The sequence below is a fragment of the Mycetohabitans sp. B2 genome, assembly GCF_021733735.1.
GTDB classification, from domain to species: Bacteria; Pseudomonadota; Gammaproteobacteria; order Burkholderiales; family Burkholderiaceae; genus Mycetohabitans; species Mycetohabitans rhizoxinica.
This window is the reverse complement of sequence record NZ_JAHKSP010000023.1, coordinates 78,362-101,995: the sequence shown is the minus strand read 5'-3', so window position 1 is coordinate 101,995 and position 23,634 is coordinate 78,362. Positions and strand designations below refer to the sequence as shown.

Annotated in this window: 23 protein-coding genes, 1 tRNA gene and 1 pseudogene; 13 read left to right on the top strand and 12 right to left on the bottom strand. The window is 60.0% G+C overall.

Annotated features, from left to right (window positions below; translation table 11 throughout):
* The first annotated feature begins 31 nt into the window (after positions 1-31).
* The 3 genes from tnpB (KPG66_RS05820) to KPG66_RS05810 are packed head-to-tail and all read left to right on the top strand — an operon-like array spanning position 32 to position 2,453.
* Positions 32-250, top strand: a complete 219-nt coding sequence (tnpB, locus tag KPG66_RS05820; RefSeq protein ID WP_442929412.1) for an IS66 family insertion sequence element accessory protein TnpB — start codon at positions 32-34, stop codon at positions 248-250.
* A 32-nt stretch (positions 251-282) separates the two neighbouring features.
* Positions 283-1,848: an IS66 family transposase gene (tnpC, locus tag KPG66_RS05815; RefSeq protein WP_237070241.1), complete on the top strand. Its 1,566-nt coding sequence runs from the start codon at positions 283-285 to the stop codon at positions 1,846-1,848.
* A gap of 11 nt (positions 1,849-1,859) precedes the next feature.
* Positions 1,860-2,453: a plasmid pRiA4b ORF-3 family protein gene (locus KPG66_RS05810; RefSeq protein WP_049786369.1), complete on the top strand. Its 594-nt coding sequence runs from the start codon at positions 1,860-1,862 to the stop codon at positions 2,451-2,453.
* 479 nt (positions 2,454-2,932) lie between these two features.
* Here KPG66_RS05810 and KPG66_RS05805 read toward each other — a convergent pair whose 3' ends face one another.
* A complete protein-coding gene (locus tag KPG66_RS05805) occupies positions 2,933-3,229 on the bottom strand; it encodes an addiction module antidote protein (RefSeq protein WP_237070240.1) in 297 nt (98 codons plus the stop codon).
* Between the two features lie 384 nt (positions 3,230-3,613).
* Positions 3,614-3,877: a hypothetical protein gene (locus KPG66_RS05800; protein WP_237070239.1), complete on the bottom strand. Its 264-nt coding sequence runs from the start codon at positions 3,875-3,877 to the stop codon at positions 3,614-3,616.
* Positions 3,878-4,544: 667 nt separating this feature from the next.
* Here KPG66_RS05800 and KPG66_RS05795 point away from each other — a divergent pair.
* The 4 genes from KPG66_RS05795 to KPG66_RS05780 all read left to right on the top strand — a co-directional run bounded on the left by KPG66_RS05795 (position 4,545) and on the right by KPG66_RS05780 (position 9,115).
* Positions 4,545-4,697 carry a burhizin family lasso peptide gene (locus KPG66_RS05795; RefSeq protein WP_237070238.1) on the top strand — a complete coding sequence of 51 codons (153 nt, stop codon included), beginning with the start codon at positions 4,545-4,547 and terminating at the stop codon, positions 4,695-4,697.
* 124 nt (positions 4,698-4,821) lie between these two features.
* Positions 4,822-5,562 carry a lasso peptide biosynthesis B2 protein gene (locus tag KPG66_RS05790; protein ID WP_237070237.1) on the top strand — a complete coding sequence of 247 codons (741 nt, stop codon included), beginning with the start codon at positions 4,822-4,824 and terminating at the stop codon, positions 5,560-5,562.
* Positions 5,563-5,627: 65 nt separating this feature from the next.
* On the top strand, positions 5,628-7,301 hold the full coding sequence (locus KPG66_RS05785; RefSeq protein WP_237070236.1) for an asparagine synthase-related protein: 1,674 nt from the start codon (positions 5,628-5,630) through the stop codon (positions 7,299-7,301).
* Between the two features lie 17 nt (positions 7,302-7,318).
* Positions 7,319-9,115, top strand: a complete 1,797-nt coding sequence (locus KPG66_RS05780; RefSeq protein WP_237070235.1) for an ABC transporter ATP-binding protein — start codon at positions 7,319-7,321, stop codon at positions 9,113-9,115.
* A gap of 66 nt (positions 9,116-9,181) precedes the next feature.
* Here the strand turns inward: KPG66_RS05780 and KPG66_RS05775 are convergent.
* A pseudogene (locus KPG66_RS05775) lies at positions 9,182-9,409 on the bottom strand (integrase core domain-containing protein); the annotation flags it as partial.
* 104 nt (positions 9,410-9,513) lie between these two features.
* On the opposite strand from KPG66_RS05775, the gene istA reads away from it, so the two are divergent.
* From istA to KPG66_RS05755, 4 genes are all read left to right on the top strand, one after another.
* A complete protein-coding gene (istA, locus tag KPG66_RS05770; RefSeq protein WP_332415808.1) occupies positions 9,514-10,548 on the top strand; it encodes an IS21 family transposase in 1,035 nt (344 codons plus the stop codon).
* Complete coding sequence (gene istB / locus KPG66_RS05765) at positions 10,545-11,318, top strand: IS21-like element helper ATPase IstB (protein WP_013435048.1); 774 nt, start codon at positions 10,545-10,547, stop codon at positions 11,316-11,318. The genes istA and istB overlap by 4 nt, the downstream gene beginning before the upstream one ends.
* A 222-nt stretch (positions 11,319-11,540) precedes the next feature.
* The gene (gene tnpB / locus KPG66_RS05760) at positions 11,541-11,960 is read left to right on the top strand and encodes an IS66 family insertion sequence element accessory protein TnpB (RefSeq protein ID WP_442929411.1); all 420 of its coding nucleotides are present in this window, start codon (positions 11,541-11,543) and stop codon (positions 11,958-11,960) included.
* Positions 11,920-12,174, top strand: coding sequence for a transposase (locus KPG66_RS05755; RefSeq protein WP_237070234.1), 255 nt, complete (start codon positions 11,920-11,922; stop codon positions 12,172-12,174). The genes tnpB (KPG66_RS05760) and KPG66_RS05755 overlap by 41 nt, the downstream gene beginning before the upstream one ends.
* Here the strand turns inward: KPG66_RS05755 and KPG66_RS05750 are convergent.
* Together KPG66_RS05750 and gltX are read right to left on the bottom strand one after the other, a co-directional pair.
* Positions 12,163-12,238: transfer RNA gene (locus KPG66_RS05750), tRNA-Ala, on the bottom strand. The two genes, KPG66_RS05755 and KPG66_RS05750, sit on opposite strands and share 12 nt — an antisense overlap.
* A 72-nt stretch (positions 12,239-12,310) precedes the next feature.
* Positions 12,311-13,711 carry a glutamate--tRNA ligase gene (gene gltX / locus KPG66_RS05745; protein WP_237070233.1) on the bottom strand — a complete coding sequence of 467 codons (1,401 nt, stop codon included), beginning with the start codon at positions 13,709-13,711 and terminating at the stop codon, positions 12,311-12,313.
* Between the two features lie 158 nt (positions 13,712-13,869).
* Here gltX and KPG66_RS05740 point away from each other — a divergent pair, with 158 nt between their 5' ends.
* Positions 13,870-14,865 (top strand): patatin-like phospholipase family protein, encoded by a 996-nt coding sequence (locus tag KPG66_RS05740; protein ID WP_157864356.1) that lies wholly within the window; start codon positions 13,870-13,872, stop codon positions 14,863-14,865.
* Positions 14,866-14,908: 43 nt separating this feature from the next.
* Here the strand turns inward: KPG66_RS05740 and KPG66_RS05735 are convergent, their stop codons facing one another.
* From KPG66_RS05735 to KPG66_RS05710, 6 genes are all read right to left on the bottom strand, one after another.
* A complete protein-coding gene (locus KPG66_RS05735) occupies positions 14,909-15,592 on the bottom strand; it encodes a C40 family peptidase (RefSeq protein WP_013435042.1) in 684 nt (227 codons plus the stop codon).
* A gap of 137 nt (positions 15,593-15,729) precedes the next feature.
* Positions 15,730-17,391 carry an ABC transporter ATP-binding protein gene (locus KPG66_RS05730; RefSeq protein ID WP_237070232.1) on the bottom strand — a complete coding sequence of 554 codons (1,662 nt, stop codon included), beginning with the start codon at positions 17,389-17,391 and terminating at the stop codon, positions 15,730-15,732.
* Between the two features lie 72 nt (positions 17,392-17,463).
* Positions 17,464-18,537 (bottom strand): ABC transporter permease, encoded by a 1,074-nt coding sequence (locus tag KPG66_RS05725; protein WP_041754205.1) that lies wholly within the window; start codon positions 18,535-18,537, stop codon positions 17,464-17,466.
* 46 nt (positions 18,538-18,583) lie between these two features.
* Positions 18,584-19,624, bottom strand: a complete 1,041-nt coding sequence (locus tag KPG66_RS05720; RefSeq protein WP_013435039.1) for a microcin C ABC transporter permease YejB — start codon at positions 19,622-19,624, stop codon at positions 18,584-18,586.
* A 6-nt stretch (positions 19,625-19,630) separates the two neighbouring features.
* Positions 19,631-21,508, bottom strand: coding sequence for an extracellular solute-binding protein (locus KPG66_RS05715; protein ID WP_013435038.1), 1,878 nt, complete (start codon positions 21,506-21,508; stop codon positions 19,631-19,633).
* Entirely contained in the window at positions 21,505-21,645 is a 141-nt protein-coding gene (locus tag KPG66_RS05710; RefSeq protein ID WP_237070231.1) for a hypothetical protein, read from the bottom strand. Before KPG66_RS05710 ends, KPG66_RS05715 begins: the two co-directional genes overlap by 4 nt.
* Between KPG66_RS05710 and fabI the strand changes: the two genes are divergently transcribed.
* The gene (gene fabI / locus KPG66_RS05705) at positions 21,644-22,435 is read left to right on the top strand and encodes an enoyl-ACP reductase FabI (protein ID WP_013435036.1); all 792 of its coding nucleotides are present in this window, start codon (positions 21,644-21,646) and stop codon (positions 22,433-22,435) included. The genes KPG66_RS05710 and fabI overlap by 2 nt on opposite strands.
* Positions 22,436-22,643: 208 nt before the next feature.
* Here fabI and KPG66_RS05700 read toward each other — a convergent pair whose 3' ends face one another.
* Complete coding sequence (locus KPG66_RS05700; RefSeq protein WP_013435035.1) at positions 22,644-23,633, bottom strand: LysR family transcriptional regulator; 990 nt, start codon at positions 23,631-23,633, stop codon at positions 22,644-22,646.
* Position 23,634: the final 1 nt, after the last annotated feature.

Here is a 23,634-nt window from a genome sequence, read left to right as displayed (position 1 = left end):
GGATACGCGATGATCGCCACTTGCAAACGGTATGTTGAATGTCGTGTGGCTCGGTGACCTTATCAAAGTCCTATGGTGGAGCGGTGACGGCATGAACCTGTATGCGAAGCGTCTGGAGCGAGGACGCTTTGTATGGCCTCAATCGAGTTCGGGCAGCGTCCACCTCTCACCAGCCCAACTCTCCATGCTTCTGGAGGGCATCGATTGGCGACATCCCGAACGAACGTGGCAGCCCACACGCGCCGCATGAGGCGGTGCTCCGGCACTCACAAGTACACGAGCATGCTTTACACTGCCGAGCATGCCGGCCATCTGCCCGATGACATTGACGCACTGAAGCGCATCATCGCCTCGCGCGACGAAACCATTGCGCGACTGCTGTCCGAAATCGCACGCCTGAAACGCTGGCAGTACGGGCGTTCATCCAAGCGCGTAGCGGAATTGATGAGTCAGCTGCAGCTCGCACTCTGCGATCTGCCGATACCCGAACAAGACTTTGACGTTCCTGCCGCGGCAAAGTTGTCTGACGAAGACGCAGGCCTTGAGGCAACGGGCACACCAAAGGTTATTTCCCTGCGCCGCAAACCAAGGCAATTGCCCGCCCATCTGCCGCGCGAAACGATCGTGCATGCGCCGACGAATTGCGGCTGCCTGAAGTGCGGCGCAAAGATGCGCGCGCTCGGCGAGGACGTGTCCGAAATGCTCGACTACGTGCCGGACTACTTTAAAGTCCTGCGGCACGTACGGCCAAAGCTAAGTTGCTCACGTTGTGCGATGGTGGTTCAGGAGGCTGCTCCTTCAAGGCCGATCACACGAGGCATGGCTGGTGCTGGACTACTCGCCCAGGTGGTCACCGCCAAGTACGCTGATCACACTGCGTTGTATCGGCAAGCGGGTATCTATCGACGTGCCGGCATTGAACTGAATCGTGCAACCCTGGCCTCGTGGGTACGCGAGGCGGCTGAGTTGCTACAGCCGTTGGCTGATACACTGGGACGCTACGTGCGCGAAGGCGAAAAGATTCATACCGACGACACGCCCTTGCCTGTGCTGGAGCCGGGGCGCGGAAAAATGCGCACAGCACGATTGTGGACCTACGTGAGGGACGAGCGTTCCGCCGCAAGTCGCGCCCCGCCCGCCGTTTGGTATCGGTACTCTGCTGACCGCAAGGGTGAGAGACCACGCGAACATCTGATGGGCTACAGCGGAATCTTGCAAGCAGATGCCTATAGCGGGTATGACGCGCTGTATCGCGACGGCACGATCGTCGAGGCTGCGTGTTGGGCGCACGCTCGTCGTAAGTTCTACGATCTGTACGAGTTAGACCATTCTACGATCGCCGAGCAAGCGCTGCGCCGAATCGGCGCCTTGTACGCCGTTGGGCGCGAAATTCGCGGCCAGACACCTGACGAACGTCTATCGGTTCGTCAGCAACGCTGCGAGTTTTTGCTCCTCAGCCTGAAGGCCTGGCTCGAACATACACTGTCGCAAATCTCGGTGAAGTCAGGTCTGGCCAAGGTGATCAAGTACTCGCTGACGCATTGGCGAGCGCTCACGCGGTACTGCGAAGACGGACGCATCGAAGTGGACAATAATACCGCTGAGCGAGCTATCCGGCCACTCGTGCTCGGCAGGCGCAACTATTTGTTCGCGGGCTCGCACGCAGGAGGCCACAGCGCGGCGGTGATCTATAGCTTGATCGGAACGGCACGCCTGAACGGTGTCGAGCCATTTGCCTACCTGCGCGCGGTGTTCGAGCGCGTCGCCGATCATCCCATCAACCACATCGACGAGTTACTTCCATGGCGCGTGGTGCCCACGGAGCACGTCGAGCAGCAAGCCGCATGAGAGCGACTCCAATGGCCCCATCCCGCAAAAGCGCCTTACGTTCCATCACCTCGCCAGCCCCCGACTATGTGCTGCGTGTCGAGCTACAGCACATCAAACCGGCAATCTGGCGGCAAATCGTGGTGCCCGGTTCAATTAGGCTACGAAAGCTTCACGTCATATTGCTACTAGCGATGGGATGGGAAGGCGGCCATGCGCATGAATTCGTGTTCCGCAATACCCACTACGGCGAACCGGACCCCGACTACCCGAGCGATCCGCCGATGCTGGATGAAGCCAGGGTCACGCTAGTCAAAGCGTTGGGCGCGCTGAAGTCATTCACCTACATTTACGACTACGGCGACAACTGGCAGCATCGCATCAAGGTCGAAAAGGCGTTGCCCGCCAATGCGCAACTTCGCTCGCCTTTGTGCCTAGACGGACGCAACGCATGCCCGCCGGAGGACGTCGGCGGAGCCCCCGGATACATCGACTTCCTCGATGCAATCATCGATCCCTCGCATGAGGAACATAACCACTTCCTCAAGTGGTGCGGCGGGAGCTTCGATCCCGATGCGTTCGATCTCGACCTCGCAAATCAACGGCTTTTCGAAGTCAAATTCTGAACGTCAATGCGGCCTTGGGACGACGCTTACGGAGAAACGCCAACGAGAACGGAATCAAAAGGCGGTGTTGGAACTTATTAAGGCGGAACGGCTTGATGCAGTTCCTACGGAACAATGGGAAAAAGCGCTACCGCAGATCAAAACGCTTTTGGTCGTCCATTCTGCGCAGCCGGCAGAGCCGGTATAGTCTCTTTAGACGGCCCCAGTTGGAGAGCAAGCAGACGAGATTAGCGCACAATGTGTTTTTGCGCAGATTCACAGGCCTCATAGTCGTTGACTGCAATGCAAAAAAAATGGCAAGAGCCGGTGAATCCGGGCACGCGACATGATCCGCGCTGATGAGGTGTTCGGCGGCTAAAGCTAAGTTAGTGTAAATCGCACTTATCGCCACCTAGCTGCATCATGCACAAAGCCAAGCTCGGCGCGTGTTGCGCCGATTCCTTTGCGGGCGTGCAAGCTAGAAAGATACCGAATCGATATCAAGCATAATCGTAGGCAGGCGTGACGGTGATTTTCAGCCCAAGCGCACGCACGACACTTAGAATGGTCGCGAATTCTGGATTGCCTTGCTCATCCAGTGCCTTATACAAGCTTTCACGGCTGACCCCCGCCGCGCGCGCAATTTGCGTCATGCCACGCGCACGCGCGACGGTACCGATGGCCTCTTGAATGTCAGCCGCGTCGCCCGTTTCGAACGAGACGCGAAGATACTCAGATTGCGCTTCGGGCACGTCAAGGTAATCAGCCGCATCGAAAGGTGTCGTCTTGACTCCCATGCTAATCCCTCAATTTAGCAGGAAGCATCAAGGCTCGCTTAATGTCCCGTTGTTGCATCGACTTGTCGCCACCGCATAACAGTATGATGAGCGCTGGGATACAAAAAACCGAATCCGTACCTTAGCCATGCAAGGCGATGTGCCACCTGCCCTTGCTATCCTGAACCGGCTGGATCACTAGGCTGAGAGCCAGCACGCGGTACGGCGACCCATTGGGTATGCGTTGCTGGTTAAATCGAAACTACACTTTTCGGCCCGCACGGTAAGCTGCCGACGTAGCGTCTTGATCCACCCGGCCTGCTGCCGGACCTGTTCGGTGAGCGCCTCAGCGCGCTGGCGTCAATCTGCTAGCGCACCGCACCGTTTTGCACTTTGAGAAACTGCTCAGTGGCGGCCAGCCGGTGTCAACGCTTGCGCCGCGTGTTGGCCTGCGTCGATGGTCGCACGCAATGGCGCGACGTGCGCGTCGAGCGCGTGCTGGGCCGCTTGCGCCATGCCCTCGGTCTGCCCCAACTGCTGCTGCAACGCTTGATTGTCCTGCTCTAGCTGCTGCATACGCCGATACGCGTCGGCCAGCGCCTGCTCGGCGGTCTGCAAGCGCAATTTCAGTTGAATGTCGGCCGCCGGCTCGGTTGAGGGCACTGCCACCTTGCGCGGCGCCCACGGGCGCCGCGGGTAACACAACCCACGCCCGCACGTGCTCGATCACACGCTGGATCGTCGCGGTACTCGGCTGTCTAGCAATACCGGCGGCCGCATCTAGCCGCTGATAGGTACGCATGCCGTGCATGTCTACCGGTCACCGCGTATGCGGCGCGTAGAAACTGTGCCGGTGCGGGGCATCGGCGGCTCACGATAGGGCGAGGAGCGGTGTCTGGCCGACGAGAGCACGGAGCGTGTGATTGGTTGGGATCGCTTTCACCTTTTCTACGCTGTCGAGCCCGCACTTCTATCTTTGCGCGAGTTGGAACGCACGGCCGGATCTTGGTCAGCCCCGTACTGTCCTTTGCGCCACCTTTCTTATACCAGTAGAAAACCCCGTGGGCCTGTACGGAAAAATGGTCTTTAACGCAAAGCCCTCACAACATCCTTTCGTCTTGCCGATTGGCCGAGCGGGTCGTGATACCCCTCTGTCATTTTTGTTCTATTCCGCCTAAAAAGACGGACAGTCGGAAAAAAAATACCCCCGACCCTTTACTTAACTTCGCTTTCATTTTAGTTTTAAGTCACTGATGTCAGCTTGAACGACATCAGTTGAGGGGTCGCCTGCTGACTCGGCGGGCGGCTTTTTTCACGACGGAATCAAGGAGATGCTATGAACCAGCAACAACAAGAGTCGGGCCTGCTGTTGGCCGAGGAATCGCTGATGGAGCTGTGCGCGTCGTCAGAGACGCTGGGCGGTGCGGGACAGTACAAGGAAGTGGGCGTTGGCCGCTGGAGTGATCGCATTGACTCCGACGACGAATAAATAAACGTCGGCACCCAGCAACGGTCCGTCTGCGGTGCAGCATGGCGCTTGGAGACAAAGTCAGCTATGCGAGGCCATTACTGGGTGTTTTCCGAGCGCCACGAGATACAACTATCATACCCACATGCCGCATCATTTGATGCCCCATGTATTTGGGGCCTGTTTTGCTCAGCAGATTATCTTACTCGATGTGGTGCGCGATCGGTATGCGGTGCTCACCGAGCGGCAATCGGCAGCCTTGGCCCAGCAGCTTGGGCTAAGTAATGCGCGCTTTGCTCGAGTCGAGGCGGTTCAGTCGGCCTCTATTCTGGAAAAATTAAAGCGGGCGCAGTGGATCAGCGTCACTTCCTTTGCCGAGGCGGACGCGAAGCTGAACATGTTGAGCCCGTCTCCGACAACGGGTGGAATGTCGGCCAATGGCTGGAAGTTGCCTGAGGATGCGTTCGCGCGTCGCCCCGCCTGGACCCGCATCGTCAAAGCGCTGTTCCTCTTGCGATCCGTGCACCGATGCGCCGCGCGGCAGGGACTGGCTGGGTTATTGCAACTGTGCCATCAGGCGCACCGCGAGGCCAGCCTGCGTACCGGTCTGCCCGATGATTATGCGCCCTTCGTGGACGCGCTCAATTGGGCTTGTCTGTTTTACCCCCGCTCGACCAAGTGTTTAGAGTGGTCCGTCGCGCTGACCGTGTTGTGCGCGCGTGCCGGTTTGGCGCTGAAATTGGTGATTGGCGTGCAATCCTTTCCGTTTTATGCACACGCCTGGTCGGAAGCCGGCGGGGCGGTGATTGGCGATAGCCCGCTCAGACGCAAAGAGCTCGCCGTAATTCTGGAATGTCCCCATCCGCTGCTTGACCTGTCCGTATGACTCTACTCGGTGTCGCCTATCCCCAAGCGCAGGATGATTGGGCACAAAAACAGGATTGGACGCTCGTGCGCGATCCGTCCCATCGGACTGCGGGCGCGCTGTGGCATCAATCCGAGCCGTCCACACGCGTTCTATGCGGGCGCTTGGGCACGAGCGCCTACTACTTTTATGGTTCGGCGTTTTCGAAACAAGACCATCGCGAAATCCAGGAAGACGAGCTCCAAGCGATGGTGGCCGAAGGCCCAGCGCGTCTCATGGCGCAATGCTGGGGAAGATATCTCTTTATCAGCTTCGATCTGGCGGCCAAAAAACTGATCTGTTGCAGTGATCCGAGTAACCAATGGCCGTTATATTGGGCCTGGTCTAGCCGCGACGGCCTGCTTTTTTCGGATACGATCACGTGTTTGCATCAAACTTTGGTGGAACGCGGCGAGCAGCCCGCCTGGAATCACGCTTTTTTTACGACATGGTTACGTACGGGCACCATGCAAAGTGGCGAGCTGCCGTTCGATCGGATCCGAGAGCTTCCGGTAGGTTGCGCGCTGTCTTATACGGAAGGCCGTCAGCCGCAGATCGTGACCGTCTGGGATCCGCTCAAGCACGCGGTTAAGGATGGCACGCAAACCCCATTCGATATTTTAAGGCATTATCTAAACCGGTTCGTCTCCTTGGACGATCGGCCCGTGCTGGAACTCTCCGGTGGTCTGGAATCCAGCGCGGTGCTGCTGGCGATGCGCGCCGTCGCCTCGGAGGGCCAGCCGCTGTCTTGCGCGCATTATTACCATGCCGATGTGGCTTCGTCCAACGAGCTGGACCATGCCCGTCAAGTGGCACAGCATACCTACGCTCGCCTCCAGGAGGTCAATGAGAAGGCCTTAACGTTTGCTCCTGTTCAGTCGGAGCCGCCACGCATGGCGAAACCGAGTCTGCAGTATAGCGTGCTTGCGCGTGGTCAATATTGTGCCAGTCAATTTGAGCGGCAGGAGCACACCCCGCTGATCAGCGGGCATGGTGGCGATGCGCTCTTTTTGGCGCCGCCGCCTTGTAGCGTACTGGTCGATGCGGCACTCACCGGGCAATGGCGACGGCTCAGGCGCATGGCGATGGATCTGGCGCTCATGCACCGAGCGCCGCTGTTTCGCGTGGCCAAGCGCGCGGCGCGGTCGTTGTTTGCTAGCGATCCTTCCGACCATGTCAACGGCACATTCAAGTTGCTCTCTGAGGATGCACAGCACGTACCGTTTGATCGACGCGCGTGCCTACATCCGCTCTTCCAGCACACCCAGGTTCGCCTACCCGGCAAGCTTTATCAGCTGTTTATGGCTTTTTTGTCGCTCGATGATGTTAGGCTTCCAACCTATCCCTTTACCCAACCTAAGCATTATCCGTTTCTGTGCCAGCCAATGGTTGAGTTCGCGCTGTCAACGCCCAGCTACGATCATTTCGAAGGCGCGCACAATCGCATTGTGCTGAGAAAATCGGTCGCGGCCGCCACCGGCTACCCGAACCTATGGCGACGCAACAAAGGCGAGACATCGGGCATCGATTTGTTGGGTCTTCGAGACCACCGGGAGCATGTCATGGCAGTCTGTCTCGAGGGATGGTTGGCCAAAGCAGGCTACATCGACGTAGCGCGCACCCATGACGCGATTCAGCAGAGCAGTAAGGGGAACAGTAAACATTTCATGGACCTCCTTCACCTCTATGCTGCCGAGCTGTTTATTCAAAGTTGGCAATAACCTGTGGGTGAGGCGCGATGCGGCACGGTCTTTTTAAGACGATCTTTTTTCTGCTGGGTTGTTTGTGGACGCGCGAATGGAGAACGCGTCTTCAGCTCATCGCCGCCATTGGCTGTACCGGATGCTCGGTCGGGCTAACTATTGTCTCTCCGATGCTGCTCAAGTGGCTCATCGATGGTTTGTCCGGCGCGTCGCTCTCGGCGACGAGCGTTTATCTGCTCTGCGTAGCGTACGGCGGGGCATGGTTCCTGTCGCAAGCGACGCACCGTTGCGAAGAGTATCTGTTCGTGGTGGTCAATGAGCGGATCAAACGCACGATTACGCTGAACTACGTCAGCCGAGTGCTCGGTCAGCCCGCTGCGGCATTGAGTGCTCACCAAACGGGCGCCTCCGTGAGCGAGCTCACGCGCGTACAAGACAGTGCGATGCGGGCAATTATCGGACTCTTTTGGAGCCTCGCGCCGATTTGCGTCGAAATCGTGGTCGTCGGCATCGTCGTTTGTTCGTTGTTTGGCTGGGTTTATGCAGCAGTCTTGCTGGGAATTTTGACCCTTTATCTTTACTTGAGCGTCGCGACGGCGAAGCGCTGCGAAGTGCTGCAACGCAAGAAAAACCGGGCGTCGGATCGCGCTTCGACACGACTCGTCGATACGCTCACGCATGCCGACACGGTCAAAGCGTTTTCGAATGAAGCCAGCGAACTCGCGCGGCTCAACCGTGTGTTCAAAATGCGGGCCTGGGCGAGTATCCATATCGCGCGCAAGATGGAAATCGTCGGCGCTGCGCAATTACTGATTGTCGGTATCGGGTTGACTGCGCTCACGGCGCTGGCGGGACGGGATATTTTGGCGCACCGGCTCACCATCGGCGATTTCGTGCTGTTGAACAGCTACCTGCTGCGATTTACGCTGCCGCTTAGCACGTTCGGCTATATGTTGCGGGGCATCCAGATCGGTTTATTCAATCTGTCGGAATTGCTGCATACCATCTGTGTCAGATGGCGCTTCGACCCCTTGGGTCAGCCTTTGTTCGAGCAGGCGCCGTCAATCGAATTTCGCAACGCCAGCTTTTGTCATCCGTGCGGTAGACGGGTATTGCGCCACGCGAATTTTTCGATTCCTGCCGGCGCTTTCTGTGCGCTGGTGGGCTCGAGCGGCGCGGGTAAGTCCACGCTCATCAAACTGTTACTGCGCCTATATAAGCTCGATGAGGGGCAAATCCTCATCGAAGGTCAACCGATCGAATCGTTTTCCGAATCGCAATTGCGTCAGTCGATCGGTTACGTGACACAAGAGGCGCATTTGTTGGATCGCTCAATCCGAGAAAACATTTGTTTTGCCTATCCGCAAGCTTCCGACTCGGAGCTTGAAAGCGTTATTCAGACCTGCGCGTTAACACCGGTCATCGCGGCGGCAAGCCAGGGCCTAGATACGTCGATTGGCGAGCGAGGCAACAAATTGTCAGGCGGTGAACGGCAACGTGTGGGGCTAGCTCGCGCTTTATTGCGCAATAGTCCTTTACTGTTGCTGGACGAACCGACTGCCGCACTCGATGCACACACCGAAGCGGATATCTTCAAACATCTCTATGAGCGTTATCGCCACACCACACGGCTCGTGATTGCACACCGGCTTGCCGCGATTCAGCAGGCAGACCTCATCTTGGTCATGCAAGAGGGGGCGATCGTGGAAACTGGCACGCATCGGAGTTTGCTGGCGCAACAGGGCGTTTATGCCAATCTGTGGCATAAACAAGCTCATTCATCGGCAGCACGACCTGACCGCATCGATTCGGCAGAAACAGTCGATGCGTAGATGAAGTCTAGCGATATGCCTAAAGCGAGGCGCAGCATTGTTGAATCGCCCCGGTTTTTGTGGAGGCTATGGCAAGGAAGTAAAGGTTGAGGGATTGGACTTTTGCATGAGTTGCCGATAGTAGTTTGCCTCAGCTTTATCTGGCGGAATATAGCCCAGCGATTCCTGCAATCGATGATGGTTGAACCAGGCGATTCATTCGAGCGTGGCTAATTCGGCGTCAGCTTTGGTTTTCCAAGGTCCGCGTTTATGGATCAATTCTGCTTTGTAGAGGCCATTGATGGTTTCGGCCAAGAGGCCACGCTTTTGCAGTGTTGCGCGCAAAGTAAAAATGAGCCACTTCGCGCAAAGTAAATGTGAACCACCTTTCAGTACAGTCAGCCTTTTTCGCGCGAAGGCTGGCGATGCTTCAGAAGGAACAGTGGATGCAAGTCCATGTACTCAAAGCCCAAGGGTTGTCGTTGCGAGAGATCGCGCGGCGCCTGGGCGTGTCTCGCAACACTGTGACGCGTTACTTGGCGTCGCAGGACGTGCCTCGCTACAAGCAGCGTGAACCACGGCCGAGCAAGCTTGATCAGTTTCAGGCGTACATTCTTGAGAGGATGCAAGCGGCCTGGCCCGAGACGATCGCCGCTCCAGCGTTGCTGCGTGAACTGCGCGCGCTGGGCTATGAAGGGCAGCTGCGCAGTATTCAAGCTTTTATGAAGGCGCACAAACCTGTGCCGGCACCTGATCCGCTCGTGCGCTTCGAGACCGAGCCGGAGCGACAGATGCAATGCGACTTCGTCGTATTTCGTCGCGGCGCTGATCCGCTGTACGCGTTCACCGCCACGCTCGGTTTTAGCCGTTGGCGCTGGGCACGCTTTGCCACCAACGAGAAGGCCGAAACGCTGATTGCTTGCCATCACGCTTTATTTGAAACGCTCGGCGGGGTGCCTTGCGAGATCCTGTACGACAACGCCAAGACGATCGTGCTCGAGCGTGATGCGTACGGTAAGGGTGAACATCGATGGCATCCAGGTCTACTCGATCTGGCTAAGCGCTACGGCTTCATGCCCAGACTCTGCCAGCCCTATCGCGCGCGCACGAAGGGCAAGGTCGAGCGCTTCCATCGGTATCTGCGCGGCAACTTTTATGTGCCGCTGTCCAGTTGGCTCAAGCAGTCGGGTATGGTACTGGACGTCGATACGGCCAACGCCGAGGTAGGCAAATGGCTGCGAGACGTTGCAAACCAACGGGTGCACCCGGTCACGGGAGCGCCACCAGCAACGCTTCTCGAAGAGCGCGAACGAGACACGCTGCGCAGCTTGCCCGCGTTTGCAACACAGCTATGGGTAACCACGCCGGTCGGCAGACCGTCGGCACCTTCAGCCATATCGTTGCAGCATCCCTTGTCGGTCTACCAGCAATTGCTGACCGAGGTGCATGCATGAATCTGCAGCAAGAACGTATCGACGATCACTGCCAGAGTTTAAAACTTGAAGGGCTCATGCAACGCTATGTCGCGCTGGCCAGCGACGCCGCGGCCAAGCAGTGGAGCTTCCTCGACTTTCTTGAGCACGTGCTGGCACATGAACGCGAGATACGGCAGGTTCGATCGCGACAGACACTGGTACGCATGGCGGCATTTCCGGCGATCAAGACGCTGGACGATTACGACTACAGTTTCGCTGTGGGCGCTCCGCGCAAGGCCATTGACGAATTAGCCACGCTGCGCTTTATCGAACGTGGTGAGAACGCCGTGTTGCTTGGTCCATCCGGTGTCGGCAAAACGCACCTGGCGATTGCAATCGGATACGCCGCAACACAAGCGGGTATCAAGACCAAGTTCATCACGGCGGCCGATCTCATGTTGCAACTCGAAGCAGCACGGCGCCAGGAACGCTACGACGCCGTACTTCGACACAACGTCCTCGGCCCAAGACTGCTCATTGTCGATGAAATCGGATACTTGCCCCTCTCGGAAGACCAAGCCAGCCACTTCTTCCAGATCGTGGCAAAGCGATACGAGCGCGGTTCAATGATCCTCACCAGTAACCTTCCGTTCACCCAATGGGACGAAACATTCGGGCGCAATGCAACGCTAACTGCGGCCATGCTTGACCGCATCCTGCACCACGCCCATATCATTCAGATCAAAGGAGACAGCTACCGACTTAAACAACAACGAAAGGCCGGCCACGTCCTGGCACCAAAAATGTAACGATTGGCTCACTTTTACTTTGCGCGATCACGCGCGAAATGGCTCAAATTTCAGATGCGCTTGACAGCAGCCTGACCAAACGTTTATTCCTGTGCAGTTGCCGGTGCCTGCACCGGCAACATCGGCCCTGGTAGTCGAGAGTGGCAGTGTTCGGGTTCGCTTTGATGGACCGCTGGACCTAGGCGTGCTCAGGACGGTGCTTTCGACGTTACGTTCAGCACCGTGATCAGCCTTCCCACAAGAACGCGCGTGTGGCTGGCCGCGGGCGTAACTGATATGCGGCGTGGAATGGATGGCCTGGCTGCGCTGGTCCAATCAACGCTCGAGCATGATCCCTTCGCCGGGCATGTGTTCGTGTTTCGCGGACGCCGCGGTGACCTTATCAAAGTCCTATGGTGGAGCGGCGACGGCATGAACCTGTATGCGAAGCGTCTGGAGCGAGGACGCTTTGTATGGACGCAAGCGAATCGGGCAGCGTCCACCTCTCGCCAGTCCAACTCTGCATGCTTCTGGAGGGCATCGATTGGCGACACCCTGAAAGAACGTGGCAGCCCACACGCGCCGCATGAGGCGGTGCGCCGGCACTCACAAGTACACGAGCATGCTTTACGCGGCCGAGCATGCCAGCCATCTGCCCGATAACATCGACGCACTGAAGCGTATCGTCGCCTCGCGCGACGATACCATTGCGCGACTGCTGGCCGAAATCGCACGCCTGAAACGCTGGCAGTACGGGCGTTCATCCGAGCGCGTAGCGGAGGGGAATGTAGGAACCGTAAAATTAGAAAAAGCCTTGATTTCCCAAGGCTTTCTGGACTACTTCGGCTTTCTGTTGACTATGTCTTGGTGGAGGTAAGCGGGATCGAACCGCTGACCTCTTGCATGCCATGCAAGCGCTCTCCCAGCTGAGCTATACCCCCGACAGAGAACGAGATTCTAGGGACAAACCGACCATTTGTAAAGCCCCTTTACTCAAAATTTTGTCACCGCGCTCAAGACAGCACCGCCCTCAGCCGCTCGAGCACCGTCTCGCGACCGAACAGATGCAACACCGCATCGATCGACGGCGTATGCGTCGTCCCAGCGACCAGCAGACGTACCGGCATCGCCAGCTGAGGCATCTTCAGCTTGTGGGCTGCCAGCACCGCCTTCAACGCCGCCCCGATCGCGTCCTTCGTCCAGTCGATCCCCGCAAGGGCTTCGATGAACTCCTCAAGCGCGGGACGCACGGCATCCGTCAGATGTTGCTCAAGCTCCTGCGCTGCCGGCGCCGGCGTCCGGTAAAACATCACCGCGCTCTCGGCGATCTCCTTGACGGTGTTCGCACGGTCCTTGAACAGCGCGACGACGCCGTCCAACGGCGCCCCCCGCGTCGCATCGACACCAAGCGCGGCCAGCATCGGCAGCGCGAGTGATGCCAGCCGCGCGTTGTCGGCTTCCTTCAGATAATGGTTATTAAGCCATTTCAGCTTATTGGCATCGTACTGCGCCGGCGACTTGCCCAGGTGCTCGAGGTCGAACCATTCGACAAACTGCTCGCGCGAGAAGATTTCCGCATCGCCGTGCGCCCAACCAAGCCGAGCAAGATAATTCAACACCGCCTCGGGCAGGTAGCCCTCATCGCGATACCCCGTCACGCTCATTGCACCGTTGCGCTTGCTCATCTTCTCGCCTTGCTCGTTGAGCACCGTGGGCAAATGCGCATACACGGGAGGCGTGCCGCCCAGCGCACGCAGGATATTGATCTGGCGCGGCGTGTTGTTCACATGGTCGTCGCCACGGATCACGTGCGTGATCGCCATGTCCAGGTCGTCGACCACCACGCAGAAGTTATACGTGGGTGTGCCGTCGGGCCGTGCGATGACCAGATCGTCAAGCTCGTCGTTCGAAATCTCGATGCGCCCTTTGACCGCATCGTCCCATGCTACCGTGCCGCTCAGCGGATTCTTAAAGCGCACGACGGGCTGCACGCCGGCGGGCGGCATCGGCAGCACCTTGCCCGGTTCGGGCCGCCAGGTGCCGTCATAGCGCGGCTTTAAGCCCGCCTCGCGCTGCCGTTCGCGCAGTGCATCCAGTTCCTCGGGCGACATGTAGCACGGATACGCGAGGCCCTGCTCGAGCAGTTGCTTGATCACGTCGCGATAGCGGTCCATCCGCTGCATCTGGTAGTACGGCCCTTCGTCGAAATCGAGCCCGAGCCACTGCATGCCATCGAGGATCGCCTGCGTGGCCGCGTCGGTCGAGCGCTCGACGTCAGTATCCTCGATGCGCAGAATGAACGTGCCGTGATGTTTGCGGGCGAACGCCCACGGATAGAGCGCGGAGCGAATGTTGCCAAGATGGATGAAGCCGGTCGGGCTCGGCGCGAAACGGGTACGTACGGAGGTGGTCATTGCAGATCGGATAGTTCGAGGCAAGGCCCGCGATTCGAGGCAAGACTCGCGGTTCAAGGCAAGACTTGCGGACCGGGCAAGCCGTCATTATACCGGTGCGGCCGCGACGCCCCGGGCAATGTCAGGGCAATGCGCCTAGTCAAGGTAATGCGCCTATAATGCGCGCGGGGCACCGTCGTTGCCGTGTCACGGCAACACCGACCTGTGCGCCCATCGTGCTGGAGATTTCGTTGAAGCTGTCCGCTGTTTCGCCCGCCCGCCGCCGCTTGCTCGGTGCCGCGACGGCCGCGCTGCTTGCCGCATGCACCGGCCCTAAGACCCGCTCCAATATGGCCGCCCCTTCGCTGCCGCCCGCCGCGCCGGCCCGCCCGCTAAAGATCGGGCTGGCGCTCGGCGCAGGCGCGGCGCGCGGTTTCGCCCACATCGGTGTCATTAAGGCGCTCGAGGCGCGCGGCATCGATGCCGATATTGTTGTCGGCACCAGCGCCGGCTCAGTCATCGCAGCCTTGTACGCGTCCGGTATGACCGGCCTGCAGATGAACAAGCTTGCGTTGACGATGAACGAGGCGGCGATCAGCGACTGGGCGCTGCCCTTGCGCTCACGCGGCTTCCTCAAGGGCGTCGCACTGCAGAACTATATCAACACCACGCTGAACAACCGGCCGATCGAAAAGATGGCCCGTCCACTGGGCATCGTGGCCACCGACCTGAAAAGCGGTCAGCCGATCCTGTTTCAGCGGGGCAATACCGGCATCGCGGTACGTGCTTCGTGCAGCGTGCCGTCGATATTCGAGCCGGTGCGCATCGGTGATCGCGAATATGTTGACGGTGGCCTGGTCAGCCCGGTGCCGGCCGTGTTCGCCCGCAAGATGGGGGCCGATTTCGTGATCGCCATCGACATCTCGCAGCGCCCGGAAAACGGTCTGACACACAGCTCGTTCGACGTGCTGATGCAGACTTTCACGATCATGGGACAGTCGATCAAAGCCTACGAACTCGACAAATATGCGGATGTCGTAGTCCATCCCAATCTCGCCGCGATGAGCGGCAGCGATTTCGGCCAGCGGAACGCGGCAATTCTCGCCGGAGAAGAGGCCGTCAATCGGATCTTTCCGCAATTGCAGCAAAAGCTGGCGCTGGCCCGCCCGCAGTAACGCACAGGCATGTGTCACCCGGCCGGCGCGCGGCCGGGAGCGTTCAGTCCGACGTCGATGCGCTGACGCGTTGCCGCAACGCGTCGGCCTTCGGATAAGCGGCGTCAAGCCGACGCGCGCCGGTAAACCGTTTCTCCCAGTATCCGCTATCCAGTTCATCGACGCGAATCGTACTGCCGGTCGACGGCGAATGCACGAACTTGTTGTCGCCGATATAGATGCCCACGTGCGAGAACGTGCGACGCATCGTGTTGAAGAACACCAAGTCGCCCGGCTTCAATTCGCTCATCTTGACCTTCTCGCCGACGCGGCTCATTTCCTCCGCACGACGCGGCAACGTCAGGCCAAGCGTGTCTTGGAACACGTAACGGACAAAGCCGCTGCAATCGAGACCCGAACTGGGCGAGTCACCCCCCCAGCGATAACGCACCCCGATCATGTTAAGCGCGCCGACCACCACGTCACCGGCCTTGGCGGCCATGCCGGAAAGAAATGAATGGGTGTTTGAAGAAAAAGTCTGGCTTGCGCTTTGGTGGGATTCCTGGGCACCGCCCTGCGTCGTGCCGTTTTGTGCCGCCAACGGCTGTAAACCTAGCCCTATGTTGACGTTTTGCTTGCGGCTACCTGTTTCGTCGGCGTACGCCCCACTTACTCCAGCCATCAGCGCGCCGAGGAACACGCTAGCAACAATTCGAGCGCAAGCTTGCTTCAAGTTGATATGCTGCATCGGGTCGGTAGTATTTTCTGGGAAGCCCTGAAAAATCAGGGGGATGCGGAAAAGTTGGGACGATACTAACCAGTGTTTATTACGCTGTCAAAGAAAATAGACAATTTCAATTATTCTTATATGTTTATTAGTTTCCACTAGTCCGACTGCGCATCAAACTTGGCAGCTTTCAATAATTTACGGGTGTAAGGATGAGTCGGCCCATGCAGCAACGCGTCGGTGGGCGCGGTTTCGACAATCATGCCGCCCTGGATGAAGACAACCCGGTGTGCGATCGCTGCGATAACCTCCAAATCGTGTGAGATAAACATATAGCCGAGGTTGTACTTTTGTTGCAACCGAGACAGCAAATGCAGCACCTGCTGCTGAATTGACACGTCAAGCGCACTAGTCGGCTCGTCCAGCACCAGGACCTGCGGCTCGACGATGAGGGCGCGCGCAATAGCGATCCGCTGACGCTGCCCGCCGGAGAATTCATGCGGATAGCGTAACAATGCGGTGCGATCGATGCCAACCTCCCGCAATGTGGCGATCACCTTTGCGCGCCGTGCGGCCTCGTCCAGGCCTGGCGCATGCAGCGCAAGTCCTTCGCCGACGATTTGCTCAACTGTCTGGTGCGGCGAAAGCGAATTGAACGGATCTTGAAAGACGACCTGAATCTGCGCACGCAACGCACGCCGCTCGCGTCCACGGAACGAGCCCAGCGGTCGGCCGCGGAACTCAATCGTGCCGGTATCGATGTGCTGCAGGCCAAGCAACGCCATCGCCAACGTCGTTTTTCCGGAGCCGGATTCGCCCACCACGCCTAGCGTCTCACCCTGGCGCACGGCGACGCTGGCGCCATCTAGCGCCACGAAACGGCGCGGCGCGAACCACTCGGCGATGGTGCGACGCCGCTTGGGGAACGACACGCGAATGTCGCGCGCCTCCAGCAGCACCGGCGCGATCGGCAACACCGGCAAGATGTTGCGCACTGGCCGACTCGCCAGCAACCGCTGCGTGTACGGATGCTGCGGCGCGGAGAAAATTTGCTCGACAGCGCCCGTCTCCACGAGTCTGCCCTGCTCCATTACCGCAACGCGCTGCGCAAAGCGTCGCACCAGATTCAGGTCATGGGTGATCAGTAGCACCGCCATGCCGTGGGGATGAATGTCGCGTGTCTGCTGCAACTCGAGTAGCAACTTTACGATCTGGCCACGAATGGTCACATCCAGTGCCGTAGTCGGCTCGTCCGCGAGCAGCAACTGGGGCCGGCACGCGAGCGCCATCGCGATCATTGCCCGCTGCCGCTGGCCGCCGGAGAGCTGGTGCGGGTAGTCGTCCACCCGCCGAGGCGCGTCGTCGATGCCGGTACGGGCGAGCAACGCGATCGCTCGGCGCCGCGCCTGGCGCTCGTCCACGCCGTCATGCCATCGGATCGATTCGATGATTTGCTTGCCGATCGTATACAACGGATTGAGCGCGCTCATCGGCTCCTGAAAAATCATCGCGATCTGGGCACCGCGCACACCGCGCATGCGCCTTTCGCTCAACGTAAGCAGATCTTCGCCAGCGAAACGGATGGCGCCGTCCAGTTGCGCGTCGTGCAGCAGACGCAACACAGACAGCGCGGTCACGGTCTTGCCCGATCCGGATTCGCCGACCAACGCGACCCGCTCCCCCCGGCCAATGGCCAGGCTTAGGTCATGAACGGCGATCGAGTCGCCGAAACGCACCTGCAAGTGCTCGATCGACAGCAGCGGCTGCGACTGAACCGACGGAGCGGCCACCTCGCCTGTCGGCGGGAATGTTTGCGTCATTGTGATCGTAGGGTTCATTTCATCAGGCCGCTACCCGGGCAGCGCGACGACACGGCGCCGGCGGGCACCACGTCACTGCCCGCCCGCCACGCCCAGCGCATCGGCCAGCCGGGCATCGAGCGCATTGCGCAACGCATCGCCCATGAACGTGAGTAGCGTCAGCGTCAGCACCAGGACACCGAACGTCGACATTGAGATCCACCATGCGTCCAGGTTCGCCTTGCCTTGCGCAAGCAACTCACCGAGGCTGGGCGTGGGTGACGGCACGCCAAGACCGAGGAAGTCCAGGCTCGTCAACGCCAAGATCGACGCGCTCATGCGGAACGGCAGGAACGTGATGACCGGCGTCATGCTGTTGGGCATCACGTGCCGGCGGATGATTTGCCAGTGCGACAGCCCCATCGCGCGCGCCGCCTTCACATAGTCGAGCGTGCGGTTGCGCAGGAACTCTGCGCGCACGTAGGCGGCCAGCCCCATCCATCCGAACAGCGACAGCAGTACCAGCAGCAGCGTGAGGCTGGGTTCGAAAATCGAGGCGAAGATGATCAGCAAATACAGCTCCGGCAACGAACCCCAAATCTCGGTCAGCCGCTGCCCCGCCAAATCGATGCGTCCGCCGAAGTACCCCTGCAGTGCTCCGATTACGATGCCCAGCAGCGTACCGATCGCCGTCAGTGCCAGTCCAAACGATACCGACACAGCAAAGCCGTACAGTAGGCGCGCGAATACATCGCGCCCCTGGCCGTCGGTCCCGAGCCAGTTCTCGCGCGACGGCGGCGCGGGATTGGGCACTGGCGAAAAATAATTCAGCGTATCGTACGAGTAGTGGTTCAGTGGATAGAGGGCGAAATGACCTGGTTGCTCGAAACGCGCGCGAATATACGGGTCAAGATAATCGGTCGGGGTGGGAAACTGCCCGCCAAACGTGGTTTCCGGATACGTCTGAAACAATGGGAAATACAGTGCATGCTGATAGCGCACGATCAAAGGCCGGTCGTTCGACACGAAAAAGCCGCACAGGCTAAATGCATACAGCGCGACGAAGACAACCCAACTCCAATAGCCGATGCGGTTGCGCTTGAAGCGGCGCCACAGCCGCTGGTAAGGCGACGGCGACGCGAGCGCCGGCACGGCGCCGCGCACCATCGCATCCGGGCCGGCCCCGTGGCCAGACTTTGCACGCAATCTCACGTCAACGCTCCAGATTGTCAAATTGGATCCTTGGGTCAACCAGCACGTAGCACAGGTCGGAAATCAGCTGCGTGATGAGCCCAATTAGCGTAAAGAGATACAGCGTGCCGAGTACCACCGGGTAGTCGCGCCGCAGCACCGATTCATAGGACAGCAACCCCAGGCCATCGAGCGAGAACAGCGTCTCGATCAACAAGCTGCCAGTAAAGAATGCGCCAATGAATGCTGCGGGAAAGCCGACGACGAGCGGCAGCATCGCGTTGCGCAGCACGTGCGTGAACAGCACGCGGCGCTCGGGCAGGCCCTTGGCACGCGCCGTCAGCACGTACTGGCGACGGATCTGGTCAAGAAAAGCGTTCTTGGTCAACATCGTGACCACCGCAAAACTGCCGACCACCGACGCGGTCACCGGCAGCGCGATATGCCACAGGTAGTCAGCGATCTTACCCAACATGCTGAGCTGCGACCAGTTGTCCGATGTCAGCCCGCGCAACGGAAACCACTGCAAGAACGTGCCACCGCCGAACAACACCAGCAGCAGCACACCGAGCACAAAGCCGGGAATCGCGTAGCCAACCAGCACGACGATACTGGTCCACAGATCAAAGCGCGAACCGTTGCGCACTGCCTTCGCAATGCCCAGCGGCACCGATATCAGATAGGTCAACAAGAACGTCCATAGCCCGATGCTGATCGACACCGGCAGCTTGGAGACCACCAGCGACCAGACGCTTTGATGCCGGAAGTAGCTGTCACCGAGATCGAATCGCGCGTAACGCGATAGCATCAACGCGTAGCGCTCCAGAGGTGGCTTGTCGAAACCATATAGCTTCTTCAATTGCGCGATCTGTTGCGCGTCGACGCCGGCGTGCGCCCTCATGCCGAACGGCGCGACGCCCTGCTCCTGCCCCTTGCGCAACTCGCGCACGGTCTGCTCGACCGGGCCGCCGGGCACGAACTGGATCACGACAAAGGTCAGCGTCAAGACGCCGAACAGCGTCGGGATCATCAACAACAGGCGCTTCAGGATGTAGCTCCACATGCCGGTTCAGGGTGCGTCATTCGAGGATGGGCGGTCCTGCGGCGCCTGCCACCACAGCGAGCGGACCCACTCCTCGGCGGTGTAGTTAGGCGGCCCGCTCCGGGGATACGCTAGCGTGCGGCGATAGGCGATCCGGTGTACCGAACTGTACCATTGCGGCACCACGTAATAGCCGTGCAACAGCACGCGGTCCAGCGCGCGGCTTGCCGCCACCAGCTCATCCATCGTGCGCGCGGCCAGCAGCGCGTGCAAGATGGCATCGATCGCAGGCGATTTCAGGCCGAACAAATTGTCCGAGCCCGGCTCGTCAGCCGCATGGCTGCCAAAACGCGCTAGTTGCTCCGAGCCCGGCACCGCGACATCTGGATAGCGCAACGCGGTCATGTCGAAATCGAATGCGTCCAGCCGCTTCTGCAGCACCGCATAGTCCAGCTGCCGGTACGTGACCCGGATGCCGAGCTTTTGCAGGTTGCGGATATACGGCGCCGCGACCTGTGCCATGCCGCCGCCCGAATCGTCAATGATCTCGAATTCGAACGGCGTGCCGTCGCGTGCGCGCAATGCACCGTCGCGGTACGTCCAGCCCACCTGGGCGAGCAGTTCACGCGCCTGAAGCAAATTGGCCCGTAGCGAGTGGGGAGGCGGCGCGGTGACCGGCTGCGCCGGCAAAGGCCCGAACACGGCCGGATCGAGTTGCGCGCGCAACGGCGCGAGGATGGCCAGCTCGGCCGCATCCGGCGTGCCGCGCGCGGCCAGCACACCATTGGCAAAATAACTGTTCAACCGGGTGTACTGTCCATAAAACAGTTGCCGGTTCAGCCATTCGAAGTCAAGCGCCAGATCGAGCGCGCGCCGCACCCGCACATCGCGGAACAGCGCACGCCGCGTGTTGACCACGAAACCCTGCATGCCCGCACTATTGTGATGGCGGAACTCGCGCTTGACCAACTCACCGCTGCGCAACCGCTTGCCGACATAGCCGCGCACCCATTGGCGGGCAATGTACTCGACATTTACGTCAAATTCTCCGGCCTTGAAGGCTTCGAGCTTGGCGACGTTATCCGCATAGAGCTTGTATGTGATCCGCTCGAAGTTGTACATGCCGCGCCGCACCGGCAGCCCAGCTGCCCAATAGTGCGGGTCCCGCTTTAACGTGATGGTGCGGCCATTGTCGTAGCGCTCGATCAGGTACGGGCCGCTGGCGATCGGTGGCTCGAACGCCAGCTGGTCAAATGGAATACGCGAGCCATCCACGCGCAGTCCCCACTTACGCGAGAACACGGGCACACTGCCGGCCAGCAGCGGCAATTCCCGATTCGGACGCTTGAACTCGAACCGGACCGTCGCGGCGTCGACCACCACCGCGCGCGTGATATCGCCGAACACTGCGGCAAATTGCGGGGCGGCCAACGGGCTCTTGAGCGTATCGAACGAAAACTTGACGTCCTCCGCCTGCACCGGGTCGCCGTTCGAGAAGCGCGCCTTCGGATTCAAATGGAACGTCGCACACAGCCGGTCCGGCGCAATCTGCACGTTATCGGCCAGCAGGCCGTAGGCCGACGCTAACTCGTCCGCGCTGCCGGTCATCAGCGTCTCGAACATCAAGTCGATGCCGGGCGCGACGTTGCCGCGCAGCGTGAACGGATTGAACTTGTCGAAACTCGTGAGCCGGTTCGGGTTGGCCAACGTCAGCGTGCCACCCTTCGGGGCGTCGGGATTGACGTAGTCAAAGTGCGAAAAACCCTGTGCATACTTCGGCTCGCCGTACTGTGCGATCGCATAGGCACCCTGCGCGGCGGGCGCGGCCAGTCCAGAGGTGACCAGTAAAGCGGCGATGAGACAAGACTGCAATCGACGATGGAGCCATCGCGGGCCAAGGGTCATGGAAACGGTCCAGGGTTGCGCTGTGCGACAATTCTATAGAAAATCGGGCGCCGCACCGGCATCGGGCACTGCTCACCGTTGCGCGACATGCCGCCGACGGCCCCGATCGGCATACGATTGACATAGGGAGTATTCATGGGTTTTCTGGCTGGCAAACGCATCCTCATCACAGGTCTGCTGTCGAACCGCTCGATCGCGTACGGTATTGCTCAGGCTGCGCACCGCGAAGGCGCCGAGCTTGCGTTCACCTACGTGGACGAACGCTTCAAGGAGCGCATCACCGAGTTCGCCGCCGGATTCGGCAGCGAGTTGGTCTTGCCTTGCGATGTGGCCGACGACGCACAGATCAACGCGCTGTTCGCGTCGCTGAAGCAGCACTGGGACAGCCTGGACGGGCTCGTGCACTCGATCGGCTTCGCGCCGCGCGAGGCGATCGCGGGCGATTTCCTGGACGGCCTGTCGCGCGAAGGGTTCCGCATCGCGCATGACATTTCCGCCTACAGCTTCCCAGCCATGGTCAAGGCTGCTGCGCCGATGCTGGCGGACACCGCGTCATTGCTGACGTTGACGTACCTGGGCGCCGAGCGCGTGGTGCCGCACTACAACACAATGGGACTTGCCAAGGCCTCGCTGGAAGCCAGCGTGCGCTACCTGGCGGCCTCGCTCGGGCCGCGCGGCGTGCGCGTCAACGGTATCTCGGCGGGTCCGATCAAAACGCTGGCGGCCAGCGGCATCAAGGACTTCGGCAAGATCCTGCAATTCGTCGAGCATAACGCGCCGCTGCGCCGGAATGTGACTACCGAGGAGGTCGGCAACGTGGCCGCGTTCCTGCTCTCGGAGCTGTCCTCCGGGATTACTGCCGAGATCACCTATGTTGACAGCGGCTTCAACGCGGTGGCCGGTGGGTTGCCCAGCGCAGGCGAATGAGCTGAGTCACGTGAACCGCACGCGTGGCGCCTAGGCGCCCGGCGAAACAAGAACCGCCGGGTCCTTGAACCCAATACCGGGATCCGCCGATCGGCGCGACATGGAGCGGTCGCGGCCCCCCCACGAGGAGGGCCTTGCGCTTACGGCGCCTTCGGGCAGTGGGGCATGACGTCGCTCGATCGCAAATGCGTGCTTCAATGCCGACGCGCTAACCCTCGGCCGCACGCTCCCGATCATGTCGCGTCGAATCTAGGTACAGCGCGTCAGCCGGGCCATCATGCGGCGTCCCCGTGCCATTCTCAATCATTTCGACCAGGAAATCGATGAACGCGCGCACCGCCGGCAGCAATCCCTGCCGGGACAGGAACACCGCGTACAGCTGCGGCGGCGGCAATGTCCAGCCGGGCATCACCGGCGACAATTGCCCGGCATTCATCGCCGCCTGGTAGATATTGTCCGGCAGCACCGCAATACCCACACCGGCCAATACCGCCTGGTGGATCATCAGCAAGTCGGCGGTCACTAGCCGCGGTTCATGCTCGTAGTCGTGATGCGAGCCATCCGGCGCAATCAGCTTGAACACGTACCGGCCGTCGGCACTGGGCACCGACAGCGTCGCATAGCGCGCCAGGTCAGCCGGCACCATCGGCGGATGGTTCGCGTCCAGCAGGCTCGGCGAGCCGACCAGCATCTGCTCCCTACGCCATAGCGGCCGCACGACGATATTCGCGTTCGCGTGCGGCTCCGAGCGCACCCGCAGCGCGACGTCGATCTCGTCCTCGAACAAGTCAATCACACGGTTCGTGACGTGTACCACCACTTTCACGTCTGGATAGCGGCGCAGGAACTCTGGCATCCAATGCGCCAGCATCGTTTGGGAGACAGTCATCGGCACGCTGACACGCACCGTGCCGCGCGGTGTCGAGCCAAGCTGGTGAACCGCATCCAGCGCGGCCCGCGCTTCGCCGAGCATCGCCACGCAATGCCGATGGAACAGCGCACCCGCCTCAGTCAGCGCGAGCTTGCGCGTCGAGCGTTGCAACAACCGCACCCCGAGCGCCGCCTCCAGGTCGGACAACCGTCGTGACAAACGCGATTTGGAAATACCCAACGCGCGCTCAGCAGCAGAAAAACCACCGTATTCGACCACCTGCGAAAAGTACAGCAGGTCGTTCAGATCATGATGACCTAGGTTCACG

Bases quoted from the DNA above. Each gene is read 5' to 3' on its own strand.
- tnpB (WP_442929412.1), top strand. From the start codon at position 32: ATGTTGAATGTCGTGTGGCTCGGTGACCTTATCAAAGTCCTATGGTGG.
- tnpC (WP_237070241.1), top strand. From the start codon at position 283: ATGCTTTACACTGCCGAGCATGCCGGCCATCTGCCCGATGACATTGAC.
- KPG66_RS05810 (WP_049786369.1), top strand. From the start codon at position 1,860: ATGGCCCCATCCCGCAAAAGCGCCTTACGTTCCATCACCTCGCCAGCC.
- KPG66_RS05805 (WP_237070240.1), bottom strand. From the start codon at position 3,229: ATGGGAGTCAAGACGACACCTTTCGATGCGGCTGATTACCTTGACGTG.
- KPG66_RS05795 (WP_237070238.1), top strand. From the start codon at position 4,545: ATGAACCAGCAACAACAAGAGTCGGGCCTGCTGTTGGCCGAGGAATCG.
- KPG66_RS05790 (WP_237070237.1), top strand. From the start codon at position 4,822: ATGCCGCATCATTTGATGCCCCATGTATTTGGGGCCTGTTTTGCTCAG.
- KPG66_RS05780 (WP_237070235.1), top strand. From the start codon at position 7,319: ATGCGGCACGGTCTTTTTAAGACGATCTTTTTTCTGCTGGGTTGTTTG.
- istB (WP_013435048.1), top strand. From the start codon at position 10,545: ATGAATCTGCAGCAAGAACGTATCGACGATCACTGCCAGAGTTTAAAA.
- KPG66_RS05755 (WP_237070234.1), top strand. From the start codon at position 11,920: ATGCTTTACGCGGCCGAGCATGCCAGCCATCTGCCCGATAACATCGAC.
- gltX (WP_237070233.1), bottom strand. From the start codon at position 13,711: ATGACCACCTCCGTACGTACCCGTTTCGCGCCGAGCCCGACCGGCTTC.
- KPG66_RS05740 (WP_157864356.1), top strand. From the start codon at position 13,870: ATGCGCGCGGGGCACCGTCGTTGCCGTGTCACGGCAACACCGACCTGT.
- KPG66_RS05735 (WP_013435042.1), bottom strand. From the start codon at position 15,592: ATGCAGCATATCAACTTGAAGCAAGCTTGCGCTCGAATTGTTGCTAGC.
- KPG66_RS05730 (WP_237070232.1), bottom strand. From the start codon at position 17,391: ATGACGCAAACATTCCCGCCGACAGGCGAGGTGGCCGCTCCGTCGGTT.
- KPG66_RS05725 (WP_041754205.1), bottom strand. From the start codon at position 18,537: ATGGTGCGCGGCGCCGTGCCGGCGCTCGCGTCGCCGTCGCCTTACCAG.
- KPG66_RS05720 (WP_013435039.1), bottom strand. From the start codon at position 19,624: ATGTGGAGCTACATCCTGAAGCGCCTGTTGTTGATGATCCCGACGCTG.
- KPG66_RS05715 (WP_013435038.1), bottom strand. From the start codon at position 21,508: ATGACCCTTGGCCCGCGATGGCTCCATCGTCGATTGCAGTCTTGTCTC.
- fabI (WP_013435036.1), top strand. From the start codon at position 21,644: ATGGGTTTTCTGGCTGGCAAACGCATCCTCATCACAGGTCTGCTGTCG.
- KPG66_RS05710 (WP_237070231.1), bottom strand. From the start codon at position 21,645: ATGAATACTCCCTATGTCAATCGTATGCCGATCGGGGCCGTCGGCGGC.